A 20,047-nucleotide genomic window follows, 5' to 3' on the forward strand; every position below is an offset into this window, starting at 1 on the left:
GCACAGAGAGGTGGCAGGCGGTGGGTGTCGATCCAGAGCGCACATCGAGTGGCCTCCTCGAGCAGGCCACCGACCGGACCCTCGTGGAGCGGTGCGTCGACGGCGACACCCGCGCATTCCAGGTGCTGATCACGCGCTACGGCCGGATGATGAAGGCGTACGCCGTGCGACTCACGCGCTCCTCGGCGGACGGAGACGACGTCGTCCAGGAGGCGCTCATCTCGGCCTGGAAGCGGATCGACACGCTCGAGGACGGCGCGATGGTGAAGAGCTGGCTGATGCGCATCGTGAGCCGCCGGGCGATCGACCTCATGCGTCAGCGCAAAGACACCGAATCGACCGACGACGCCGTCATCGAGGCACCGGAGCGCGACGGACCCGAGCGGAGGGCCGAGGCGTCGTCGCAGCTGGGAGCACTGTCAGCAGCACTCGACAGACTGCCGCACGGACAGCACCAGGCTTGGGTGCTCCGCGAGATCGGCGGATACTCGTACGAGGAGATCGCCGAACAGCTGGGGCAGAGCGTCGCCAGCGTCCGAGGGAGTCTCGCACGAGCTCGGGCGACACTGGTCAAGGACATGGAGGGGTGGCGATGAACACCGATATTCCGGGCTCCGGACCGGGCGAACCGGGCGGTTGCGCGCACGGCATCGACGCCCTCACGGACTACCTCGAACGGGACATGACGCCCGCCGACCCGACGATCGACGAGTCACCCGAATGCCAGCGGGTCCTGCGCTCCCTGCGCCGCGTCCGCTCGCTCGCCACGCCCCTGATGGAGGCTGACGAGGCCGCGATCACCGCCCTGGACCAGGACTGGATCCGCGGGATCATGGAGAACATCGGCCGTGAGGCGAAGGCCGGACGCGACATCCCGTTCGCCGCATCCGACGACGACGCCGCGCTCGTCATCACGGAGGGGACGGTCCGCGGGCTGGTCCGCGGTGCCGGCGACCGCACCCCCGGCGTGCTCGTCGGTCGCTGCGTGCTCGAGGGCGACGTCACCGTGGCCGGCGAACCGATCATGCTCCACGTCACGGTGAGCATCGGCTGGGGCAAATCGGTCGCCGACACGGTTGCACGGTTCCGCGAGGAGGTCGCCGCCAGCCTCCGGCAGCACACGGACCTCGTCGTGGCGGGACTCGACATCGTCGTCGACGATCTGCACTTCGAGGCCGACGAGATCGGAGAGGTGGGGGACGATGCGTGACCTGACGGAGATGGACGACGACCTCGGTGCGCTCGCGAGCTCACTCGACGACGTGGTGCAGGCGGTGCCCGGCGTGGTCGGGTTGACCGCCGTCGAGCCGACGCTGCTCCGGGCTGCGAGGGAGGGTGTCGGCGCGCTGCTCGGCTCGCCCGACCAGCAGGCACGGGTGAGCGTCAAGCGCGTCCACGGCGTCCTGACCGTCCACACCAACATCTCCGTGGCCGCGGAAGCGGCCTCCCCTGCCGTCGCGCAGGCCGTGCACCGAGCCATCGCGGAGCGACTCTCCTCGTCCACCGGTGAGAGCGTTCCGTCCATCACGGTCCGCGTGATCGACGTCGTCCCGAGCGGTTCCCAGGACTGACACGGCAGCAGGAGTCGTCGCGCTCCGTCCGGGTAGCGTCACTCGGGCAACTCCCAGCAAAAATAACAGTTCGATAACTACCGCTCGTTACCGATCCGTTATATGGTTTTGGAACGTTAGTTGTTTTGCTGTGGCAGCTGACGGAATGTGATTGCAGGACACTCTTGGTGCAAGGGAAAGAGACCCGGTCGTAGCCTCTGCGACCGGGTCTCGTCATGTCCGGAGACGATACGGAGCGCAACCACCTCATCCCGACGCACCGCTCGACGGCCGTCCAGGATAGATTCAGGTGGTGGATCGTCGGACGGCAGCGGGAGCAGGTATGGACGAGAGGCGACTCGCGATCGCCGCGTGGGAGTCACTCTTCCGCGCGCAGGTCGACGTGATGCGCCACATCTCGCACGACTTCCCGAGCCACGGCATCTCGCTCAACGAGTACGACGTCCTGCACACGATGTCGCGCGAGCCCGATCGTCGCATCCGCCTGCGCGACCTCAACTCGAGCGTGCTGCTCTCGCAGCCGAGCATCAGTCGCCTGGTCGATCGGCTCGTCGCGCGCGGGCTGGTCGGCAAATGCCCCGACCCGGACGACGGCCGCGGCACCCTCGTCCGCATGACCGACGCGGGCTATGACGTCTACCGCGCCGTCGCCATCGCCCACGGTACGACGATCGCGGAACGCGTGACCACCTCGCTCAGCCCGCAGGAGATGGCGACCCTCGCGGCGCTCAGCGACAAGCTCCGCGGCGCCTGAACCGCGCCGACTGATCCGGCGCGCACGGCCCCCACTGCCGTGTCCGATTTCCGCTCGTCCGAGCCGGTCGCGCATGTCAGACTCGGACCATGGACGACACCCGGAGCATGGACTTCGCCGAACGCTACCGCGCGATCCAAGCCCGCGACCAGCGCTTCGACGGGCAGTTCTTCACGGCCGTGAGCTCCACCGGGATCTACTGCCGGCCGTCCTGCCCGGCTCGCACCCCGAAGCCGGAGAACGTCACCTTCTACGCGACGAGTGCTGCAGCGCACGAGGCAGGCTTCCGCGCGTGCAAACGGTGCCTGCCTGAGGCGGTCCCGGGCACGCCCGCCTGGAACCTCGGCAACGACGTCGCCGCGCGCAGCATGCGCCTCATCGCCGACGGCGTCGTCGAACGCGAGGGCGTCCCTGGACTCGCCTCGCGCCTCGGGTATTCGAGCCGGCATCTGACGCGGATCCTCAGCGCCGAGCTGGGCGCGGGTCCACTCGCGCTGGCGCGGGCGCATCGGGCGCAGGGCGCACGACAGCTGCTGACCGGCACCGATCTCCCCTTCGGTGACATCGCCTTCGCCGCCGGGTTCTCGAGCATCCGGCAGTTCAACGACACGATGCGGGAGGTGTTCGAGCTCACCCCCGGCGAGCTGCGCGCGAAACACCGGACGGTCGGCGAGCACGCGCCCGGCTCGATCACCCTGTCCCTGCCGTTCCGCCGCCCGTTCGATGCAGCGGGCGTCTTCGCCTGGCTCGCGCCACGGGCGGTGGACGGCGTCGAGCTCGCGGGTCCCGACCACTACGCCCGGCTCCTCGCCCTCCCCGGTGGCACGGCGTGGTTCGAGGTCCGGCAGGTCGGCGACGACCTCCGACTCACCGCCGAGGTGACGGACCTCGCCGACCTGCCGGTGCTCGTCTCGCGGGTCCGTCGGCTCTTCGACCTCGACGCCGACCCCACGTCCGCCGACGCCGTGCTCGCGACGGACCCGCGTCTCGCCGCCTCGGTCGCGGCCACACCGGGCATCCGACTCCCCGGGGCGGTCGACCCGGAGGAGATGCTGGTCCGGGCGATGGTCGGCCAGCAGATCACCGTGGCCGCAGCGCGCACCCAGCTCCGCCGTCTCGCGGACGAGGTGAGCACGACGGTCCCTGAACGACACGGGCTGCACCGGCTCTTCCCGACGGCGACGCAGATCGCGGACGGCGGGGAGTCCGCACTCGTCGGGCCCCGAGCGCGGATCGACAGCCTGCTCGGCGTCGCGCGGGCACTCGTGTCCGGTGAACTCACGATCGGGTTCGGCGACGACCGCGACGAGCTCCGGACCCGCTTGCTCGCCAGGAAGGGTATCGGCCCCTGGACGGCCGACTACGTCAGCATGCGGGTGCTCGGCAACCCCGACGCCTTCCTGCCCGGCGACGTCGCCGTCCGCACCGGTGCCGGCCGACTCGGCCTGCCTTCCGACGCCCGCACCCTCACCGCGGAGGCGGAGGCCTTCGCCCCGTGGCGCTCCTACCTCTGCCTCCACCTGTGGAAGGCGGCCTCCACACCGGCACCGACCGCCGCGCCCTCAGCCCTCGAGAAAGGTCCAGCAGTATGACCACCATCATCTCCAGCACGAGCGTCCGCCGCGGCGACGACCGGGCGCCCGGCGCGCAGCTCACCGCGACCAGCCAGACCGTCGACACTCCGGACGGCCCCTTCACGATCCTCGCGCGCGAGGACGGGGCGGTGCTCTCCTCAGGGTGGTCCGACGACATCGGCGTCATGCTCGAACGGATCCGGCCGGCCGACCGCCCCGGCGAGACGGTGGCGGGGACGATCGCGGCGATGGACGCCGTCCGCGCATACTACGACGGCGACCTGACGGCGATCGACGTGGTGCCGGTCGCCCAGTTCGGCGGCCCGTTCCGCACGCACGCCTGGACAGTGCTGCGGACGATCGCCGCAGGGCACCCGGTGACCTACACGGAGTTCGCCGCGGCGAGCGGTCGACCGTCGGCGGTCCGTGCTGCGGCGAGCGCCTGCGCGACGAACGCCCCCGCCCTCTTCGTCCCGTGCCATCGCGTCCTCCGGACCGACGGGACACTCGGCGGGTTCGCCTGGGGACTCGACGTGAAACAGTCGTTGCTCGCCCGCGAGGCCGCGCTGAGCTGAGTGATCAGGGAGAGCGGGAACACCGGTCCCTGAGCACCCATCCACGGTCCCTGAGCGCCCATCCGCGGTCCCTGAAGCACCCATCCACGGTCCCTGAGCACCTATCCGCTGTCCCTGAAGCACCCATCCGCGGTCCCTGAAGCACCCATCCGCGGTCCCTGAGCCTGTCGAAGGGCGGCGCCAGCCCGTGGGCACTTCGACAAGCTCAGTGACCGGAAGGGGCGGGTCCGGTCAACCCCGAGGTTCCGCTGAACCGTCCGCGTAGGCTGACGGGATGGCTGCTGCCCCGACGATCGTATGGTTCCGTGACGACCTCCGCCTGGCCGACAACCCCGCCCTGCATGCAGCGGTCGAGCTCGACGCCCCGATTCTCTGCCTGTTCGTCCTCGACGACAGCGAGGAGCTGCGACCACTCGGTGGCGCGTCCCGCTGGTGGTTGCACCACAGTCTGCAAGCGCTCGGCGACGACATCCGCGGTCTCGGTGGCACGCTGCTCCTCCGATCCGGGAGCGCGGCGACGATCGTGCCCGAGCTCGCTCACGCGATCGGTGCCGGTGCCGTCGTGTGGAACCGTCGCTACGGCGCGGCCGAGCGGGAGATCGACGCCGGGATCAAGTCGGGGCTGAAGGAGGCCGGGCTCGACGCCAGGAGCTTCGCCGCGAACCTCCTCGCCGAGCCGTGGGAGATCGTCACCGGGCAGGGCCAGCCGTACTCGGTGTTCACCCCGTTCTGGAAGGCGTCACTGCAGCGGCACACGGCGAACCCGCCGAGACACCCCCTCCCCGCGCCGACGACGCTGACCGCCATGGCCGAGCCGCCCTCCGGCGAAGAGCTCGACTCCTGGAACCTGCTCCCGACGAAGCCGGACTGGGCCGGTGGACTCCGGGAGCAGTGGACGCCCGGCGAGGCCGGGGCAGACGAACGGCTCGCCGAGTTCCTCGACGGCGGCGTCACGGGGTACGCGGAGGACCGCGACTTCCCGGCCCAACCGTCGACCTCCGGACTCTCGCCGCACCTCCGGTTCGGCGAGATCAGCTCACCGCAGATCTGGCACGCCGCCCGCGACGGCCGGCGACACCTCGGCGACGACGGCGCCACCTTCCTCAAGGAGCTGGGCTGGCGCGACTTCGCCTACCACTGCTTGTTCGCCTTCCCCGACCTCGCGACGCGCAACTGGCGTCAGGCCTTCGACCGGTTCCCCTGGCCGGACGTCGACCAGGAGGCGTTCGACGCCTGGACCGCAGGGAAGACCGGGATCCCGCTCGTCGACGCCGGCATGCGGGAGTTGTGGGCGACGGGCACCATGCACAACCGGATCCGGATGGTGACGGCGTCGTTCCTCACCAAGAACCTGCTCATCCACTGGAAGCTCGGCGAGGACTGGTTCTGGGACACGCTCGTCGACGCCGACCCGGCGTCCAACCCGTTCAACTGGCAGTGGGTCGCCGGCAGCGGCTTCGACGCCTCGCCGTACTTCCGCATCTTCAACCCGGAACGGCAGCGCGAACGCTTCGACGCCGATGACGCGTACATCAAGCGGTGGGTGCCCGAATTCGGGACGCCCGACTACCCCGAGCCGATCGTCGACCTCGGCGAGACGAGACAGGCCGCGCTCGCGGCATACGAGCAGGTCAAGGGGGCGTAGCTCCGGGGCGGCGTCCTTCGACACTTCGACAGGCTCAGTGACCGGGTGGGGCTCAGTGACCGGGATAGGGGTCAGGGATTGGGCTCAGGACCGGGATCGGGGTCAGGGGCCGGGTGGGCGCTCAGCGGGTGCGGAAGAGACCCGCGCGCTGGGCCGCGGCGATCGCCGCCGAGCGGTTCGACACGTCGAGCTTCGTGTAGATGTGGGCGAGGTGCGACTTCACCGTCGTCTCCCCGACGTGCAGTCGCCCGGCGATCTCGAGGTTGGTGAGCCCCTCGGCCGCCCGCGCGAGCACCTCGATCTCCCGCGCGCTCAGCGCCTGCTGGGGCGCGCTCACCCGAGCGACCAGCCGGGTCGCCACGGCCGGCCCGAGCACCGAGTTCCCGCCGGCCGCCGAGCGGATGCCGTCGATCAGGTCCTCCGGGGCGGCGTCCTTCAACAGATACCCCGCGGCTCCGGCTTCGATCGCGCCGAGGATGTCGGCGTCGGAGTCGTAGTTCGTCAGCACGAGGACCGACGGACCGCCAGCCAGCGACGCGATCTCCCTCGTCGCATCGATCCCCGTCGGACCGTCGCCGAAGCTCAGGTCCATGAGGACGAGGTCCGCGCCGGGTGCGGCGGCAACGGCCTCGGCTGCGGTCGACGCGGTCCCGACCACCTCGATGTCGGCGATCGGCGCGAGCACCGCGAGGAGTCCGGCTCGGACGATCGGGTGGTCGTCCGCCACCACGACCCGGATGACCGTCGGTTCCCCGGCATCGGTCGCATCGTCACGCACGGACGTCCCCTTTTCCTCCTGGTGCCGCGAACCGCACGGTGATGGTCGTACCGGCGCCCGGCGCGCTGCGCACCTCGACCTCGCCACCCAGTTCGGTGATGCGACGTCGCATGGACATCATGCCGAACGATCCGCCCGCAGTGCGCTCGGCGACCCTCGCCGGATCGAACCCCACCCCGTCGTCGTCGATGTCGAGGATGACCTCCTCGTCGAGGTAGGTGAGGGTGACGTCCGCCCGGCTCGCTCCGGCATGCCGGACGACGTTCGCGAGACTGCTCTGCGCGGCCCGGAGGAGCGCGGTCGTCACCGGCGTGCCGAGGACGAACGCATCGCCGGTGACCGTCGTGGAGACCGGCGTGCCGCTCTGGGCGGTCGTCGTCTCGGCGAGCCGCCCGAGCGCGTCCGCGATCGTCGCACCCACCAACGCCGGCGGGCTCAGCTCGTCGATGAGGCTGCGCGTCTCGGCGAGGGCCGTCGCTGCGGCGTCCCGGGCCAGCCCGATGTGCGAACGCAGCTGCTCCGTGCCCGGCTGCTCGACGGCGGAGCGTTCGGCCGCATGCAGGAGCAGTTGGATGCTCGACAGGGCCTGGGCGACCGTGTCGTGGAGGTCGGCGGCGAGGCGCTCCCGCTCCGCCAGCTTGCCCGCCTGCCGGCCCCGCTCGGCGAGCTCCTCGCGTGCCGCGACGAGCTCGGCGATGAGTCGCTCCCGCTCGGCCGCCTCCCGGGCCAGCGCCTCGTAGCCGAGTCCGATCGCGACGGCCACGGCCGCACCGACGAGCGGGCCCACGACTCCCCCGACGCTGAAGCCGGCGTGCAGACCGATCGCGACGACCGCGGCGATGGTGGCGATCACGACGGCGGGCACCGCGACGGCCCTGGGGAGGAGGTGCAGATAGAGGAAGAACAACGGGAAGACGAGGTAGGCGGCATCCGGGCTGAGCAGCACGAGGACCACCCACTCGACGCTGAGCACCACCAGCCAGGCGAGGACCGACACCCGACCTCGACGCACGCCCGCCGGCGCGGTGGCGCGATCGGTCCCTCCGGTGGCGGCCACTGCACGGCGGACCCGACCGCCGAGGATCGCGCCAGCGGCATAGGTGAGCAGCATGACGACGGCGAGGACGATCGCTGCGAGGGCCGCCCGGCCACCGACCGAGACGGATCGCGCGATCACGAGCACGATGAGTGCCGCGACGAGGCCGTGGAGGCCGAGTTGCAGGCCGGTGAACACGGGGCTGAGTGCCGAGTGCTTCATCCGCCCAGCGTACGGCGGGGATCGTCCTCGCGAATCATCAGAAAGGTGGAACGTCGCCTCCACCTGACCGCGCCGGAGGACCGTCCCGTCCGACGATGCCCGGCGTCGGCGACACGACGAGGCTGGAATCCTGCCGCACCACGGAGACGCCGTCGGGCGGCTGACAAGGAGTCCCCATGTTCGTCGCCTGGCGCGACATGCGCTTCGCCACCGGTCGCTTCGTGCTGATCGGGGCGGTCGTCGCCCTCATCACCCTGCTCGTCGGATTCCTCAGCGGCCTCACCGCGGGACTGGCGAACCAGAACATCTCGGCGATCACCGGGCTGGGTGCGTCGAGCATCGTCCTCGCGGCCCCGTCCGACGGCGAGCAGGCGACGTTCGCGGACTCCACGATCGGCGCGGACGCGGCCACCACGTGGGCTGCGGTCCCCGGGGTGGACGGCGTCCAGGAGCTCGGCATCAGCCAGACGCGGATGACCACGGACGATGCACGCACCTCCGTGGCACTGTTCGGGATCAGCGGTGACGCCGTCGCGGGTCGCGCCGCCGACGTGCCCACCGACGGGACCGTCCGCCTGAGTCGGACCGCCGCGGAGGCCCTCCACGTCTCCCGAGGAGACACCGTCTCGATCGGTGGCAGCGACCTCGAGGTCGAATCGGTCGTCGACGACCAGTGGTACAGCCACACGACGGTCGTCTGGACGAGCCTGTCGGACTGGCGGTCGCTGCAGGCCGCGCAAGGGTCCCCCGGCGACGGAGCGACCGCGCTCGCCATCACCGGGAACCCGAGCGCCGATGCGGTGGCGGAAGCGGAGCAGGCCACCGGCACGGTGTCGAAGGACGTCCTGGCGTCCCTGCTCGCGATCGGCTCGTTCCGCTCCGAGATCGGATCGCTCCTCCTCATGGTCGCCATGCTGTTCGGGATCTCCGCGCTCGTCATCGGAGCCTTCTTCACGGTGTGGACCATGCAGCGCGCGGGCGACGTGGCGATCCTCAAAGCGCTGGGCGCGACGACCCGTCGGCTGTCGCTCGATGCGCTCGGCCAGGCCCTCGTCCTCCTCGTCCTCGGCGTCGGACTCGGCATCGGCATCACCGCCGCACTCGGTTCCGCGGCTGGCACGGCGCTGCCCTTCGTACTCAGCCCACTGAAGACGCTCGTGCCCGGGGTGATCATGATCGCCCTCGGCTTGATCGGCGCAGCGTTCGCCCTGCGGTCCATCCTCTCGGCCGACCCGTTGACCGCGCTCGGCGGCAACCGGTGAACGCGCACGCCCTTCCCGCATCCTTCCTCGCACCCACCCTCGTCACCATCGGAGTCACCGCATGATCTCGCTCACCGACGTCACCCTCACCTTCCCCGACGGTGACCACCGCGTCACCGCCGTCGACCACGCGACCCTCACCGTCCCGGCCGGGACCGTCACAGCGCTCACCGGGCCCTCGGGCTCCGGGAAGTCGAGCGTGCTCGCCGTCGCGGCCGGCCTCATCCGGCCCGACAGCGGCCTCGTGGAGGTGGCCGGGGTCGACGTCACCTCCCTCGACCGCCGTGCGGCCTCCGACTTCCGCCGCACGAGGCTCGGCATCGTGTTCCAGCAGGCCAACCTGCTGCCGTCGCTCACGGCCCTCGAGCAGCTGTGCGTCCTCGGGACGCTCGGCGGCCGCACGTCGCGGGCTGACCGGACGCGCACCCGCGAGCGGGCAGCGATGCTGCTCGCCGCGGTTGGACTCGCCGACCAGGCCGGCAAGCGGCCGCACCAGCTCTCCGGTGGTCAGCGGCAGCGGGTCAACATCGCGCGCGCCCTCATGAACGAGCCCGACGCCCTCGTCGTGGACGAGCCGACCAGTGCCCTCGACCACGAGCGGGGATCCGCGATCATCGAGCTCATCCTCGAACTCACCACGACCTCGGGCGCCGCGACGTTGCTGGTCACCCACGACCGGAGCCACCTCGACCGGATGGACCAGGTGCTCGTCATGGAGGACGGCCGGCTCAGCGCCGCCGCCGACGCGCTGTCCCTGCGGTCCTGAGGTCCACCGTCGCCCGGCGGTAGGGTGAGGTCACGTCGAGAGAGGACCGCCATGCGCCGTGCCGCCCGTGGGCTGACCGTGATCGCGATCGTCGGAGCCGTGCTCGGCATGAGTGCCTGCACCGGTGGTGGGGACGCTCCTTCCGGTCAGAGCTCCCCGAGCGAGGCCGGCGTGATCGCACCCGTCATCGTGCAGCTCGTCGATCAGGACGGTCGCACGGTCACCGTCGACCTCGACAACGTCGTGGACCTCGTCGCCGTCGATCCGACCGTGTGGTCCGCGGAGATCGAGGATCGGTCGATCGCGGAGTACGTGCCGGGCGGATCCCGCGGCGGCGCGTCCTTCAACCCCGGTCTGCAGCCGCTCGAGGTCGGGAGCACGACGGTGACGCTGACGAACAGCTCCGACGATTCGACCGTCGTCCTCACACTCGAGGTCGTCGACCGATCCTGAGCCGGGGACGCTCGGACGACCCGAACCTGCCCTTGAGCCTGTCGAAGGGCGCACCCACCCCGGTCCCTGAGCCTGTCGAAGGGCGTTCAGATGTTGAGGTAGCGGCAGAGGTACGCGGTCGTGACCTCGACCTCGACCTGGAAGCTGCTGCTCCCCGGGACACTGAACTGCGCGTCGGGCCCGAAGTCCTGCCAGGCACTCGTGTTCGGCAGCAACACGCGGAGCTTGCCGGAGATCACCGACATCTCCTCGGCCTTGCCCGTGGTGAAGGTGTACTCCCCCGGCTCCATCACTCCGACGCTGGCCGACTCCGCACCGGGCTCGTTCGTGGTGAAGCCGATCGACTTCACGTTGCCGTCGAAGTACTCGTTGCTCGTCAGCATCAGGGGCCTCTCGTCGTGGTCCGGGATCGCGGCGGCGGATCCGGCCTTCATCGTATCGGCTCGGCGAAGAACGCCTCCTCGTGTGCCGCCGACGCCAGGAACGCCCGTCGCATCGTGTCGCGGCCGGTCTCGTCCGCGCGAGCTGCCGCCCCGGCGACGATCTCGATCGCCCGGGCGTTCGCGGTCGCGAAGGCGGGGTCGGCGTAGGTGTCGAGCCACGCCGCGAAGGGGTGCTCCGCGTGCGATGCGCTGACGAGCCGTTCACCGAGATCCTGGTAGATCCAGTAGCAGGGCAACACGGCGGCGACCACCCGCCCGTAGTCGCCGTCGACCGTCGCCGCGTGCAGGTGGTCGAGGTACGCCGTGGTCGTCACCGACGGTTCCACGTTCATACCGCTGACGGCATACGTACTGAGCCAGGTGCGGTGCAGCTCCATCTCGGCCTCGATCGAGCCCGCCGCGCCGGTCGCCCAGAACACCTGTTCCTCGGCCGTCGGCGCCAAGGCACTCGCTCTCGCGAGGACCCGCGAGTAGGCCCGCAGGTAGATCGCGTCCTGCTGCAGGTACCAGGCGAACCGGGCAGGGTCGAGGGTGCCGTCCGCGAGCGTCGTCACGAACGGCAGGTCGTCGATCCTGGCCCGCACCTCCGCGATGTCCTCCCACCAGCCCGTGAGGATGCCGGTGCCGTCCTGGCGACCCGATGCCATCCCGGCCGACGCCCAGAGCTCGGCGAAGTGGCTGATCGGGCCGTTGCCCGAGCCGACCTCGAGCGCGTCCGCGTGCCGGAGGCTCGACGTGAGCCACGACTTCGCCTCGCCGAGCGCCTCGGTCCAAGACCCCGAACGGACGACGAGGGTGGCCATCGCGCTCGACAAGGAGCACCCGGTCCCGTGGGTGTTCCGTGTATCGACTCGAAGACCGTCGAACTCGACGAGTGATCGGTCGTCGCCCAGACCACCCGCGGCGTCGACGAGCGCATCCGGGCACGCGGTCGTCCCCGTCAGGTGCCCGCCCTTCACGAGCACGATCACGCCCGCCTGCGCCGACACCCGCTCCGCCTGGGCGAGTGCGTCGGCCCAGCTCGTCGCCACCGGTTCGTCCGCCAACACGGCGAGCTCCGGCAGGTTCGGGGTGACGAGGTCGACGTGTGGCAGGAGCGCGCGCATGGCCGCCTCGGCGTCGCGGTGGAGGAGGCGGTCGCCGCTCGTCGCCACCATCACCGGGTCGAGGACGACGGGTCCGGTCACCGTCTCCTGCAGCCAGGTCGACACGGTGTCGATGATCGCGACGTCGCCCAGCATCCCGATCTTGACCGCGTCGATCACCACGTCGTCCGCGACCGCGTCCAACTGCTCGCGGAGGAACCCGACGGGCGGGGTGTGCACGGATCGGACGCCCCGGGTGTTCTGCGCGACGAGTGCGGTGACGACCGCCATGCCGTATCCGCCGTTCGCGGCGATGCTCTTGAGGTCGGCCTGGATCCCGGCACCACCGGTCGGGTCGGTCCCGGCGATGCTCAGTACCCGGGGTGTCTCGCGGATCGTGACGGGTCGTCGACCGTGCACCCGGTCCGAGGTCGACGCCGCCGGAGTCGTCGTCTGTTCCACGGCGCTCATGCCGAGACCTCGGTCCAGGCCGCGCGGAACGCCCGTGCGGCATCAGCCGGATCGTCGGCGGCGCAGATGGCGGAGACCACGGCGAGCCCGGCGGCACCGGCGGCGTGGAGCTCTGCCGTGTCCTCCAGCGAGACACCGCCGATCGCGACGCACGGGAGCGGGGTCGCGGCGGCGATGGCGGCGAACCCCGCGACGCCCAGCGGCTCCGGGTGGTCCGGCTTGGTCGTCGTCGGGCGGATGACACCGACGCCCAGGTAGTCGACCGTCCCGGGTTGCAGTGCTGCGACCGCAGCGAGGTGCGCCGGGGTGTTCGCCGTCAGCCCCACGACGGCGGCCTGCCCCACGATGCGACGCACGGCGTCGACGGGGAGATCGCTCTGACCCACGTGGACGCCGTGGACGACGGCGCCGGCAGAACGGGCGGCGAGGAAGACGTCGACCCGGTCGTCGATGAGGAGCAGCGCCCGACCGGCGACGACCTCCGCCGCGCGCACGGTCAGGTCGAACAGCTCTCGCGCCGATGCGGTCTTCTCCCGCAGCTGGACTGCGGTCACCCCGCCGTCGACGGCTCGGCGCACGACGTCGAGGACACCGCGATCACCGCTCGCCGAAGCATCCGTGACGAGGTAGGTGGCGATGCCGCGGCGCACGAGCTCGGCGTGCGAACGGGCCGCGAGGACCCGGTCCGCGGTGGTCGAGGCGCTCACGCGATCACCGCCAGGGTACGGACGGTGTCGGCGTCGAGGAGGTGGAGGTGGTCGAGGAAGGCGGGAGCGAACGAGCCGGGGCCCCGGGTCTCCGCAGCCGCCAGCTGCGCGGCGACCGTGTACGCGGTGGTCGCCGCGACCGTCGTCAGCAGCCGGTCGTCGTCGAGTGACGCGAAGGCGGCGAGTACGGCCCCGAGGGCACAGCCACCGCCCGTCACGAGGGTGAGCCAGGCGTGTCCGTTCGAACAGCGGACGATCCGCTCACCGTCGGTGATGACGTCCGTCGGGCCGGAGATCGCGACGACGGCACCCGAGGTGCGGGCGATCGCAGTGGCCGCCTCGATCGCGCTGTCGACCGAGTCGGTGCTGTCGACCCCGCGACCGCCGGCGCCCAGTCCCGCGAGCGCGATGATCTCGCTGGCGTTGCCGCGGACGATCGTCGGCCGGAGAGCGAGGAGGTCGGATGCGAGCGCCGTCCGCACCGGCAGGAAGCCGACGGCGACGGGGTCGAGCACCCACGGGGTGCCGGCGTCGTTCGCGGCGGTGGCGGCTTCGACCATGGCGTCGCGCTGCTCCGCCTGCGGCGTCCCGAGGTTGAGGAGCACCCCGGAGGCGATGCGGGCGAACGGTCCGGCCTCGGTGGGGATGTCGGTCATCGCCGGGGCGGCGCCGACGGCGAGCAGGACGTTCGCGGTGAAGCCCGTCACCACGGCGTTCGTGATCGATTGGACGAGCGGCGTGCGCTCGCGCAGGCGGTCGAGGAGGACCCCCGAGGCGCTCGCGTACTCGCCGACGGACGGCTCGTCGGTGGACGGGTGGGCAGACTGCTGCGGTGTGCGAATGCTCATTCGCGACATCCCTTCGCTCGGACTAACGAGATCAGGTTCGACGGGTGTGTTCTCAGCCGATCGTCGTGGGATCGGCACCCCGTGTCACTCGCGACCACCCTAGCGGGTCGGTCCGGCTTCCCGTCCAGTGGGCGGGCGAGGATGATGGAGGGATGGACTTCTTCGAGCTGGTCACCATCGTCTTCGAGGTCGCCGGTGTCGGGGCGATGGTCGTGGGCTTCGTGATCGCCGTCACGCTCTCGGCCCGCCTGTGGTGGAGCACACGCGACGGTGCACGGGCCTTCCGGATGCTGCGGGAGACGATCGGCTCGGTCATCCTGCTCGGGCTGGAGATCCTCGTGGCCGCCGACCTCGTGAAGACGGTCACGTCGACACCGTCGCTGACCGACGCACTCGTCCTCGCGATCATCGTCGTCATCCGCACCCTGCTGAGCTTCTCCCTCCAGATCGAGATCGAGGGCACCCTCCCCTGGAGGCGCCTGGCGACGACCGGCCCGCAGCTGTTCGACCGTGCCGTCAAGCGCGGCGGCGAACGCACCCGACGTCGCGCCGAGGAACAGGACGCCTCGGTCCAGGATCTCGAACCCTCCGGTTCGATGCCGGCACCGACGGTCACGGCGCAGACCAGCCCCGACGATGAGGACGGCTTCCCCGAGCTCCGCAGTCGCAGCTAGTGCGGCGCGGCTAGCGTGCTGCGGAGGTCGCCCAGGTGTCGCGGATGAGGTCGGGCAGCAGGCGCATGTCGTCGAAGACGTGGGTGCCGTCGCCGACGAGGCGCTCGGCGGGCGTCATGCCACCGGCGTAGGCGTACACCGTCATGCCGGCCGCGCGGGCAGCCAGGACGCCGACGACGCTGTCCTCGACGACCGCGCACCGCTCGGGCGCGGTGTCGAAGTCGGCGGCGGCGTGGAGGAAGAGGTCGGGTGCGGGCTTGCCCACGGCGACGTCGGTCGCGCTGAAGATGCGACCGTCGAAGCGGTCGTGGATACCGACCTGCCCGAGGTTGCGGACGACGTCGTGCAGCATCCCGTTCGAGGCGACGCAGAGCGGCACCCCGGTCGCCGCGATGCCGTCGAGGGCGTCGACCACCCCGTCGACCGCTTCGAGCTCGCGCTCGCAGATGCCGCGGAACATGTCGCTCCAGCGCTGGATCCAGTCGGCCTCGAGCGGCTTCCCGAGGCGCTGCTCGACGAGCGTCGCGTAGGTCTCGAGCGAGGCGCCGACGAAGAGCTCCCGCACCTCAGCCTCGGTGTAGTCGCCGCCGACCTCGTTGAGCAGCTGCAGGTTCACCCGGACGGAGATGCGTTCCGTGTCGACGAGCGTGCCGTCGCAGTCGAAGATGACGAGGTCCGGATAGTCGACTGGCATGCTCCGAGCCTAAACGACCCCGCCTGCGGCGTGGCCGTGTGCCATCCGGCGGTGACCTGCCACGACGGCCGGCGCGGCGGTCAGCGGGACGCGCGGACACCCTGTCGCTGCCAGGTGACGACCATGCGTCGCGCATACTGGGTCGCGGCGACGAAGTGGCCGAGCAGTCCGAGGAGGATCGCGACGAAGCCGACGCCGCCGAACACCCGGTAGAGCGCCGACGCCGGATCCCCGCCGCCGAGCGCGAGGCCGGTGAGCAGCGCGAAGAAGCCGACGAAGAGGAACACCGTCCGGATCTTGCCCGCGATGCTCACCGGCACCTCGGGCGTCCCTCGGAACGCGACGACGGCGACGAACGCGAGCAGGAGGTCGGGGACGATCATGACCACGAACACCTGCCACGGGATGATCTGCGCGATGGCGAACGACGCGGCGACCACGACCACGGTCAGCCGGTCGGCGACCCCGTCGAGCCAGGTGCCGAGTGCGGACACCGTGCCCATGCGGCGCGCGATCTGCCCGTCGGCGACGTCGCTCAGGAACACGACCGCGCCGACGACGAGTGCAGCCCAGTAAGCCCCGGTGATCACGAGGGCGGCGAAGACCGGGAGCAGGACGATACGTCCCGCCGTGATCGCGTTCGGCAGGTTCTTCCAGTCGTCGTCGGAGAACAACTGCGTCCGGAGGCGCGCGAGCGGCGTCTTCTCGTGCAGCGTCACCGGGATCATCGCCTCATCGCCGGGGATCGCGGCACCACGGCGGAATCGGGCGATCGCGATGACCGTCACCACCACGACGAGCGCGAACAGCAGCACCCAGCCGGTGGCACCGAGGTACTGGCGGACGGTGTCGAGTGTGGCGCGGACGAGGGAGCCGACCCCGACGTAGACAGCGGACCAGAGGAGGGAGCCCAGCACGGACGCCGCGAGGAACGACCGGTAGGGCACGCGGGCGACCCCGGCGGCGGTGGGGGTCAGGCACCGGAGCACGGGGACGAGCCGCGTGAGGAAGACGGCCTGGGCTCCACGTCGCTCGAGCGCCTCGACCGCGCGGTCCCAGCCGTCGACGCCGAGACGCCGGACGATGGCCGAGTCACGGAGGCGACCACCGGAACGACGACCGATGAGGTAGCCGAGCTGGTCACCGAACGATCCGCCGAGGGCGACAGCGAGGAACAGCACGAGGGCACCGGGGGCGGAGTCGAGCATGGCCGCGAGGAGGAGCACCGCCGGTTCACCGGGGACCACGAGGCCGAGCCAGAGGCCGGACTCGGCGGTCGTGAACAGGAGCCCGAGGAGCCAGATCAGCGGATCGGGCAGCGCCGTCGCGGCGTCGTTCACCCACCCGATGATGTCCACGGATCCCCGTTCAGCAGTGCGAGCCGCACTCCTGGGTGGGGCGCGGCTCGCCCAAGTCTACGGACGAGCCGAGCCCTCCCCTCCCCGAGGAGTCGTTCAAACGGTCATTCGCCGGACAGCTCGTCCCGATTCGCGCGTCGACGACGCAGGACGGCAGCGGTGACCACACCTGCGGCACCGAGCACGAAGAGCGCCCCGGCCGCGACGATCCACGGCATCGCGTCCGCACCGGTCGAGGGCAGACGACCCGAGTTGCCCGGAACGGCCGGGTCGCTCGGGTTCGCCGACGGCACGGGTACGACGGCGTCGGCAACGAGGACGAAGGCCGGCACCGAGACCACGGAACCGTCTGCAGCGACGACCACGGTCGCCGTCGTGGCACCCTCAGCCGTGTAGCCCTCCGGCACCGTCACGGACACCTCGTAGGAGCCTGGCGCGAGGCCGTCGAGGTCGTAGGCACCGTCGGCGTCCGTCGTGACGTCGACCGGGCCGGCCGGGGTCTCGACGGTCACGGTCACGTCCGCGATCGGTGCACCGGCGTCCGTCTCGACCGTTCCGGTGAGGCCGCCGAGGACGGCGTCGGCGACGAGCACGAAGGTGGGCACCGTCTGGACCGCGCCGTCCGTACCGACGACGACGGTGGCGGTCGTGGCGCCACCCGCGGGCACGGAGTACCCGGCCGGGACGGTCAGCGTGACCTCGTAGCTGCCCGGCGCCAGATCGGCGAGCCCGTAGGAGCCCTCGGCCGTCGTGGTCAGGGCGACCGGGCCACCCGGCGTCGTCACCGTGACCGTCGCTGCGGGAACGGGGGCGTCGTCGTCCGTCCGAACGTCGCCGATGACGGTGCCGAGCCGAGCGAGCTCGAAGTCGACCGCGTCGAGATCGGTGCCGGCGAGCTCCTCCTCCCGGGTGGCCGATCCGGACACGACGTACCCCTCCGGGGCGACGACCGAGACCTCGTAGGCACCCGCGGGCAGGAGTGGGAAGCGATAGGAACCGTCAGCGGCCGTGACCGTGCGCTCGACGCCGTTCGGGCCGTCGACGCTCACGGTGACGCCGGCCACACCGACGCCGCCGGACGTGATCACCCCACCGAGACTGGGGTTCGCGACGAGCACGAAGTCCTGCTCGGTGATGGGTGTCTCGCTGCCGACCGGCACGGTGAACGATGCCGGGGCGGTCTGCACCGCGTAGCCCTCGGGCGGCGTGATGACGACCGTGTGGTCACCGACCGGCACGGTGTCGAAGAGGTAGTTCCCGTCAGTGTCGGTGGTGACGCTGCCGACACCGACGATGGTGACGGTGGCACCGACGATCGGGACGCCGTCGGTGTCGAGCGCGGTCCCGGACACGGCGACGGGCACGATGTCACGGACGGTGAAGTCCGCGACGGCATCGCCGGTCGTGAGGTCGGCACCGACTCGTGAGGCGGTATCCGCGATCTTCCCGGCCGGCGGGACGAGCTGCACGGTGTAGCCGTCGGTCGCGAAGTAGCCGGCGAAGGTGTACGCGCCGCCACCGGCGGTCGTGGTCGACGCCACCACCCGACCGTCGCGGTCGATGAGCCGGACGCCGACACCGTCCAACGGGCCCGTGGTCTGGTCGGTCACGGTGCCGGTCACGTCGCGCGCGAGGGAAGCGAACCAGGTCTGGTAAACCGGCGCGCCCGACCGCTGCCGGAAGGAGAAGGTGAGGCTGGAGATCGGGGCGGACGGCTCGAACCACCCCGCTGCGCCGGCGGTGTCCTGGGCGGCGGCGTTACCGCGTAACACCTGCGTCGTCGGGTCCCAGCTCGGGACGTCGGTCGCCGAACCTGTGCAGGAGGGCTTGCCGGTGAGGGCGGGGTCGCAGTAATTGAACCCACCGTTGAAGCCGAGTTCGTCCGCGGAGAGCGGGGTGCCGTCCGGACCGATCGCCGTCACCTCGACCTGGTCGGCGTCGATGTCACCGAGGACGAAGGTCCAGCCTGACGGCGGTGTCGGCGTCGCGAAGGAGTAGGTCGTGGTCGAGGGCGACGCCGCGTTGTTCGCCTTCGGCCGGAGGTTGAGGTAGGGCTGATCACGGCTGCTGCCGTACTTGGCGCCGACCGGGGTCGACGCCGCCAGCCAGGTCGAGGCGCCGGAGATGACGCCGACGCCACCACCGCCGACCGAGTCGCTCGTCAACGCTGCGGTGAGGGCGGGTTGACCGGCCAGGGTCATGGTGCCCTGGTACGACCCCGATGCACCGGAGAATGTGGGCCACGTCGCCCAGCTCGAGGTGGTCGCGGCGGAGGCCGCCGGGACGGCTGCGGTGAGGGCGAGCGCGGAGGCTCCGAGCAGGGCGAGCACAGCGGCTCCGATGCGGCGGGACATGGGCGACAGGATAAACGCACAGCTGTCGCCTGCGGAACCCCTCTGTCCCGTTTCCGAGGGTCAGCCCGAACCGTGCTTCCGACGGCGACGGCACCGCAGACCCATGGATCGGACGCGCAGGATCATCCCGCGGGAGGACGGGAGATCGGGCCCACGGGCGACGCGCCCCCGCGGCGATCCGAGGAGGCTGGAACCATCAACCGATCAGCTCCGCACCGTGCGGAGTCAGCTCCGCAGCCGCGGAGGAAGGAACCAGCTCATGTCCGCCTCAGCCACCACCGAGTCCACCACGATCTCGCCCGCCGAGGACGTGACCCTGGCAGACGCCCCGACCGAAGCGTTCGGGCCCGAACCGCTCACCCAGGCCACGGCCGTGCAGGAGGTCGCGCCGACCCAGCCGACGACCCCGCTACCCCTCGCACCCGCACCTGTTGCGACGGCCGCCGACCGCGAGAGTTCGACCCAGACCCTGTCGATCATCGCGTTCGCCCTGTCGATCGCCGCGGTCGTCGCCCCGTCGTTCGTGCTCCTGCCGATCGCCTCGCTCGTGCTCGGCATCATCGCGCTCGCCCGCAAGCCGAAGTCGAAGGGCTTCGCCCTCACCGCGGTCATCATCTCCGGCACCATGCTGGCGCTCGCCCTCATCGTCGCCGCCGGCGCAGCCCTGCTGCTCGGCGTGTCGGTGATCAGCAGCGGCTACGCCGGCTGACCCGGTCACCCACCCGATGCCCGTCCGCTCCTCGAGCGGGCGGGCATCGTGTGGGTGACTCCCCGACA

The 20,047-nt window shown here is 71.0% G+C and carries 21 protein-coding genes and 1 riboswitch; of the genes, 12 read left to right on the forward strand and 9 right to left on the reverse strand.

Annotation, left to right across the window (positions count from 1 at the left end; genetic code table 11):
* The first annotated feature begins 20 nt into the window (after positions 1–20).
* From QRN19_RS08895 to QRN19_RS08925, 7 genes are all read left to right on the forward strand, one after another.
* Positions 21–596 carry an RNA polymerase sigma factor gene (locus QRN19_RS08895; protein ID WP_285026419.1) on the forward strand — a complete coding sequence of 192 codons (576 nt, stop codon included), beginning with the start codon at positions 21–23 and terminating at the stop codon, positions 594–596.
* The gene (locus QRN19_RS08900; RefSeq protein ID WP_285026421.1) at positions 593–1,210 is read left to right on the forward strand and encodes an Asp23/Gls24 family envelope stress response protein; all 618 of its coding nucleotides are present in this window, start codon (positions 593–595) and stop codon (positions 1,208–1,210) included. Before QRN19_RS08895 ends, QRN19_RS08900 begins: the two co-directional genes overlap by 4 nt.
* Complete coding sequence (locus QRN19_RS08905) at positions 1,203–1,571, forward strand: Asp23/Gls24 family envelope stress response protein (RefSeq protein ID WP_285026423.1); 369 nt, start codon at positions 1,203–1,205, stop codon at positions 1,569–1,571. Before QRN19_RS08900 ends, QRN19_RS08905 begins: the two co-directional genes overlap by 8 nt.
* Before the next feature lie 322 nt (positions 1,572–1,893).
* Positions 1,894–2,325 carry a MarR family winged helix-turn-helix transcriptional regulator gene (locus QRN19_RS08910; RefSeq protein WP_285026425.1) on the forward strand — a complete coding sequence of 144 codons (432 nt, stop codon included), beginning with the start codon at positions 1,894–1,896 and terminating at the stop codon, positions 2,323–2,325.
* Between the two features lie 89 nt (positions 2,326–2,414).
* Positions 2,415–3,917: a DNA-3-methyladenine glycosylase 2 gene (locus QRN19_RS08915; protein WP_285026427.1), complete on the forward strand. Its 1,503-nt coding sequence runs from the start codon at positions 2,415–2,417 to the stop codon at positions 3,915–3,917.
* Positions 3,914–4,474: a methylated-DNA--[protein]-cysteine S-methyltransferase gene (locus QRN19_RS08920; RefSeq protein WP_285026429.1), complete on the forward strand. Its 561-nt coding sequence runs from the start codon at positions 3,914–3,916 to the stop codon at positions 4,472–4,474. The genes QRN19_RS08915 and QRN19_RS08920 overlap by 4 nt, the downstream gene beginning before the upstream one ends.
* Before the next feature lie 274 nt (positions 4,475–4,748).
* Positions 4,749–6,119 (forward strand): cryptochrome/photolyase family protein, encoded by a 1,371-nt coding sequence (locus tag QRN19_RS08925; RefSeq protein WP_285026431.1) that lies wholly within the window; start codon positions 4,749–4,751, stop codon positions 6,117–6,119.
* A 121-nt stretch (positions 6,120–6,240) separates the two neighbouring features.
* Here QRN19_RS08925 and QRN19_RS08930 read toward each other — a convergent pair whose 3' ends face one another.
* Entirely contained in the window at positions 6,241–6,897 is a 657-nt protein-coding gene (locus tag QRN19_RS08930; protein ID WP_285026433.1) for a response regulator transcription factor, read from the reverse strand.
* Positions 6,890–8,155, reverse strand: a complete 1,266-nt coding sequence (locus QRN19_RS08935) for a sensor histidine kinase (RefSeq protein WP_285026435.1) — start codon at positions 8,153–8,155, stop codon at positions 6,890–6,892. The genes QRN19_RS08930 and QRN19_RS08935 overlap by 8 nt, the downstream gene beginning before the upstream one ends.
* Positions 8,156–8,331: 176 nt before the next feature.
* Between QRN19_RS08935 and QRN19_RS08940 the strand changes: the two genes are divergently transcribed.
* The 3 genes from QRN19_RS08940 to QRN19_RS08950 all read left to right on the forward strand — a co-directional run bounded on the left by QRN19_RS08940 (position 8,332) and on the right by QRN19_RS08950 (position 10,636).
* Positions 8,332–9,417, forward strand: coding sequence for an ABC transporter permease (locus QRN19_RS08940; protein WP_285026436.1), 1,086 nt, complete (start codon positions 8,332–8,334; stop codon positions 9,415–9,417).
* Between the two features lie 61 nt (positions 9,418–9,478).
* Complete coding sequence (locus QRN19_RS08945; RefSeq protein ID WP_285026437.1) at positions 9,479–10,183, forward strand: ABC transporter ATP-binding protein; 705 nt, start codon at positions 9,479–9,481, stop codon at positions 10,181–10,183.
* 51 nt (positions 10,184–10,234) lie between these two features.
* On the forward strand, positions 10,235–10,636 hold the full coding sequence (locus tag QRN19_RS08950; protein ID WP_285026439.1) for a hypothetical protein: 402 nt from the start codon (positions 10,235–10,237) through the stop codon (positions 10,634–10,636).
* 86 nt (positions 10,637–10,722) lie between these two features.
* Here the strand turns inward: QRN19_RS08950 and ppnP are convergent, their stop codons facing one another.
* The 4 genes from ppnP to thiM all read right to left on the reverse strand — a co-directional run bounded on the left by ppnP (position 10,723) and on the right by thiM (position 14,190).
* Positions 10,723–11,019 carry a pyrimidine/purine nucleoside phosphorylase gene (gene ppnP / locus QRN19_RS08955; RefSeq protein WP_064296149.1) on the reverse strand — a complete coding sequence of 99 codons (297 nt, stop codon included), beginning with the start codon at positions 11,017–11,019 and terminating at the stop codon, positions 10,723–10,725.
* A gap of 47 nt (positions 11,020–11,066) precedes the next feature.
* On the reverse strand, positions 11,067–12,635 hold the full coding sequence (locus QRN19_RS08960) for a bifunctional hydroxymethylpyrimidine kinase/phosphomethylpyrimidine kinase (protein WP_285026442.1): 1,569 nt from the start codon (positions 12,633–12,635) through the stop codon (positions 11,067–11,069).
* Entirely contained in the window at positions 12,632–13,342 is a 711-nt protein-coding gene (gene thiE / locus QRN19_RS08965) for a thiamine phosphate synthase (RefSeq protein ID WP_285026443.1), read from the reverse strand. Before thiE ends, QRN19_RS08960 begins: the two co-directional genes overlap by 4 nt.
* On the reverse strand, positions 13,339–14,190 hold the full coding sequence (gene thiM, locus QRN19_RS08970; RefSeq protein WP_285026445.1) for a hydroxyethylthiazole kinase: 852 nt from the start codon (positions 14,188–14,190) through the stop codon (positions 13,339–13,341). The genes thiE and thiM overlap by 4 nt, the downstream gene beginning before the upstream one ends.
* A riboswitch (TPP riboswitch) is annotated at positions 14,182–14,282 on the reverse strand. (Overlaps the previous gene by 9 nt.)
* Before the next feature lie 60 nt (positions 14,283–14,342).
* Here thiM and QRN19_RS08975 point away from each other — a divergent pair.
* Positions 14,343–14,864, forward strand: coding sequence for a DUF1622 domain-containing protein (locus QRN19_RS08975; protein ID WP_285026446.1), 522 nt, complete (start codon positions 14,343–14,345; stop codon positions 14,862–14,864).
* A 10-nt stretch (positions 14,865–14,874) separates the two neighbouring features.
* Here the strand turns inward: QRN19_RS08975 and QRN19_RS08980 are convergent, their stop codons facing one another.
* From QRN19_RS08980 to QRN19_RS08990, 3 genes are all read right to left on the reverse strand, one after another.
* Positions 14,875–15,558, reverse strand: coding sequence for an HAD family hydrolase (locus tag QRN19_RS08980; RefSeq protein WP_285026448.1), 684 nt, complete (start codon positions 15,556–15,558; stop codon positions 14,875–14,877).
* A gap of 80 nt (positions 15,559–15,638) precedes the next feature.
* A complete protein-coding gene (locus tag QRN19_RS08985) occupies positions 15,639–16,916 on the reverse strand; it encodes a CDP-alcohol phosphatidyltransferase family protein (protein WP_285026449.1) in 1,278 nt (425 codons plus the stop codon).
* A 104-nt stretch (positions 16,917–17,020) separates the two neighbouring features.
* On the reverse strand, positions 17,021–19,270 hold the full coding sequence (locus QRN19_RS08990; protein ID WP_285026451.1) for a carboxypeptidase regulatory-like domain-containing protein: 2,250 nt from the start codon (positions 19,268–19,270) through the stop codon (positions 17,021–17,023).
* A 259-nt stretch (positions 19,271–19,529) separates the two neighbouring features.
* Between QRN19_RS08990 and QRN19_RS08995 the strand changes: the two genes are divergently transcribed.
* Complete coding sequence (locus tag QRN19_RS08995) at positions 19,530–19,979, forward strand: hypothetical protein (RefSeq protein ID WP_285026453.1); 450 nt, start codon at positions 19,530–19,532, stop codon at positions 19,977–19,979.
* Positions 19,980–20,047: the final 68 nt, after the last annotated feature.

Origin of the sequence: Plantibacter sp. ME-Dv--P-122b (genome assembly GCF_030209375.1) — a bacterium.
Classification (GTDB): domain Bacteria; phylum Actinomycetota; class Actinomycetes; order Actinomycetales; family Microbacteriaceae; genus Plantibacter.

Coding starts and splice junctions, on each gene's coding strand:
- ppnP (WP_064296149.1), bottom strand. CDS start 11,019: ATGCTGACGAGCAACGAGTACTTCGACGGCAACGTGAAGTCGATCGGC.
- QRN19_RS08900 (WP_285026421.1), top strand. CDS start 593: ATGAACACCGATATTCCGGGCTCCGGACCGGGCGAACCGGGCGGTTGC.
- QRN19_RS08910 (WP_285026425.1), top strand. CDS start 1,894: ATGGACGAGAGGCGACTCGCGATCGCCGCGTGGGAGTCACTCTTCCGC.
- QRN19_RS08975 (WP_285026446.1), top strand. CDS start 14,343: ATGGACTTCTTCGAGCTGGTCACCATCGTCTTCGAGGTCGCCGGTGTC.
- QRN19_RS08915 (WP_285026427.1), top strand. CDS start 2,415: ATGGACGACACCCGGAGCATGGACTTCGCCGAACGCTACCGCGCGATC.
- QRN19_RS08995 (WP_285026453.1), top strand. CDS start 19,530: ATGTCCGCCTCAGCCACCACCGAGTCCACCACGATCTCGCCCGCCGAG.
- QRN19_RS08990 (WP_285026451.1), bottom strand. CDS start 19,270: ATGTCCCGCCGCATCGGAGCCGCTGTGCTCGCCCTGCTCGGAGCCTCC.
- QRN19_RS08945 (WP_285026437.1), top strand. CDS start 9,479: ATGATCTCGCTCACCGACGTCACCCTCACCTTCCCCGACGGTGACCAC.
- thiM (WP_285026445.1), bottom strand. CDS start 14,190: ATGAGCATTCGCACACCGCAGCAGTCTGCCCACCCGTCCACCGACGAG.
- QRN19_RS08940 (WP_285026436.1), top strand. CDS start 8,332: ATGTTCGTCGCCTGGCGCGACATGCGCTTCGCCACCGGTCGCTTCGTG.
- QRN19_RS08925 (WP_285026431.1), top strand. CDS start 4,749: ATGGCTGCTGCCCCGACGATCGTATGGTTCCGTGACGACCTCCGCCTG.
- QRN19_RS08950 (WP_285026439.1), top strand. CDS start 10,235: ATGCGCCGTGCCGCCCGTGGGCTGACCGTGATCGCGATCGTCGGAGCC.
- QRN19_RS08980 (WP_285026448.1), bottom strand. CDS start 15,558: ATGCCAGTCGACTATCCGGACCTCGTCATCTTCGACTGCGACGGCACG.
- QRN19_RS08920 (WP_285026429.1), top strand. CDS start 3,914: ATGACCACCATCATCTCCAGCACGAGCGTCCGCCGCGGCGACGACCGG.
- QRN19_RS08935 (WP_285026435.1), bottom strand. CDS start 8,155: ATGAAGCACTCGGCACTCAGCCCCGTGTTCACCGGCCTGCAACTCGGC.
- QRN19_RS08905 (WP_285026423.1), top strand. CDS start 1,203: ATGCGTGACCTGACGGAGATGGACGACGACCTCGGTGCGCTCGCGAGC.
- QRN19_RS08960 (WP_285026442.1), bottom strand. CDS start 12,635: ATGAGCGCCGTGGAACAGACGACGACTCCGGCGGCGTCGACCTCGGAC.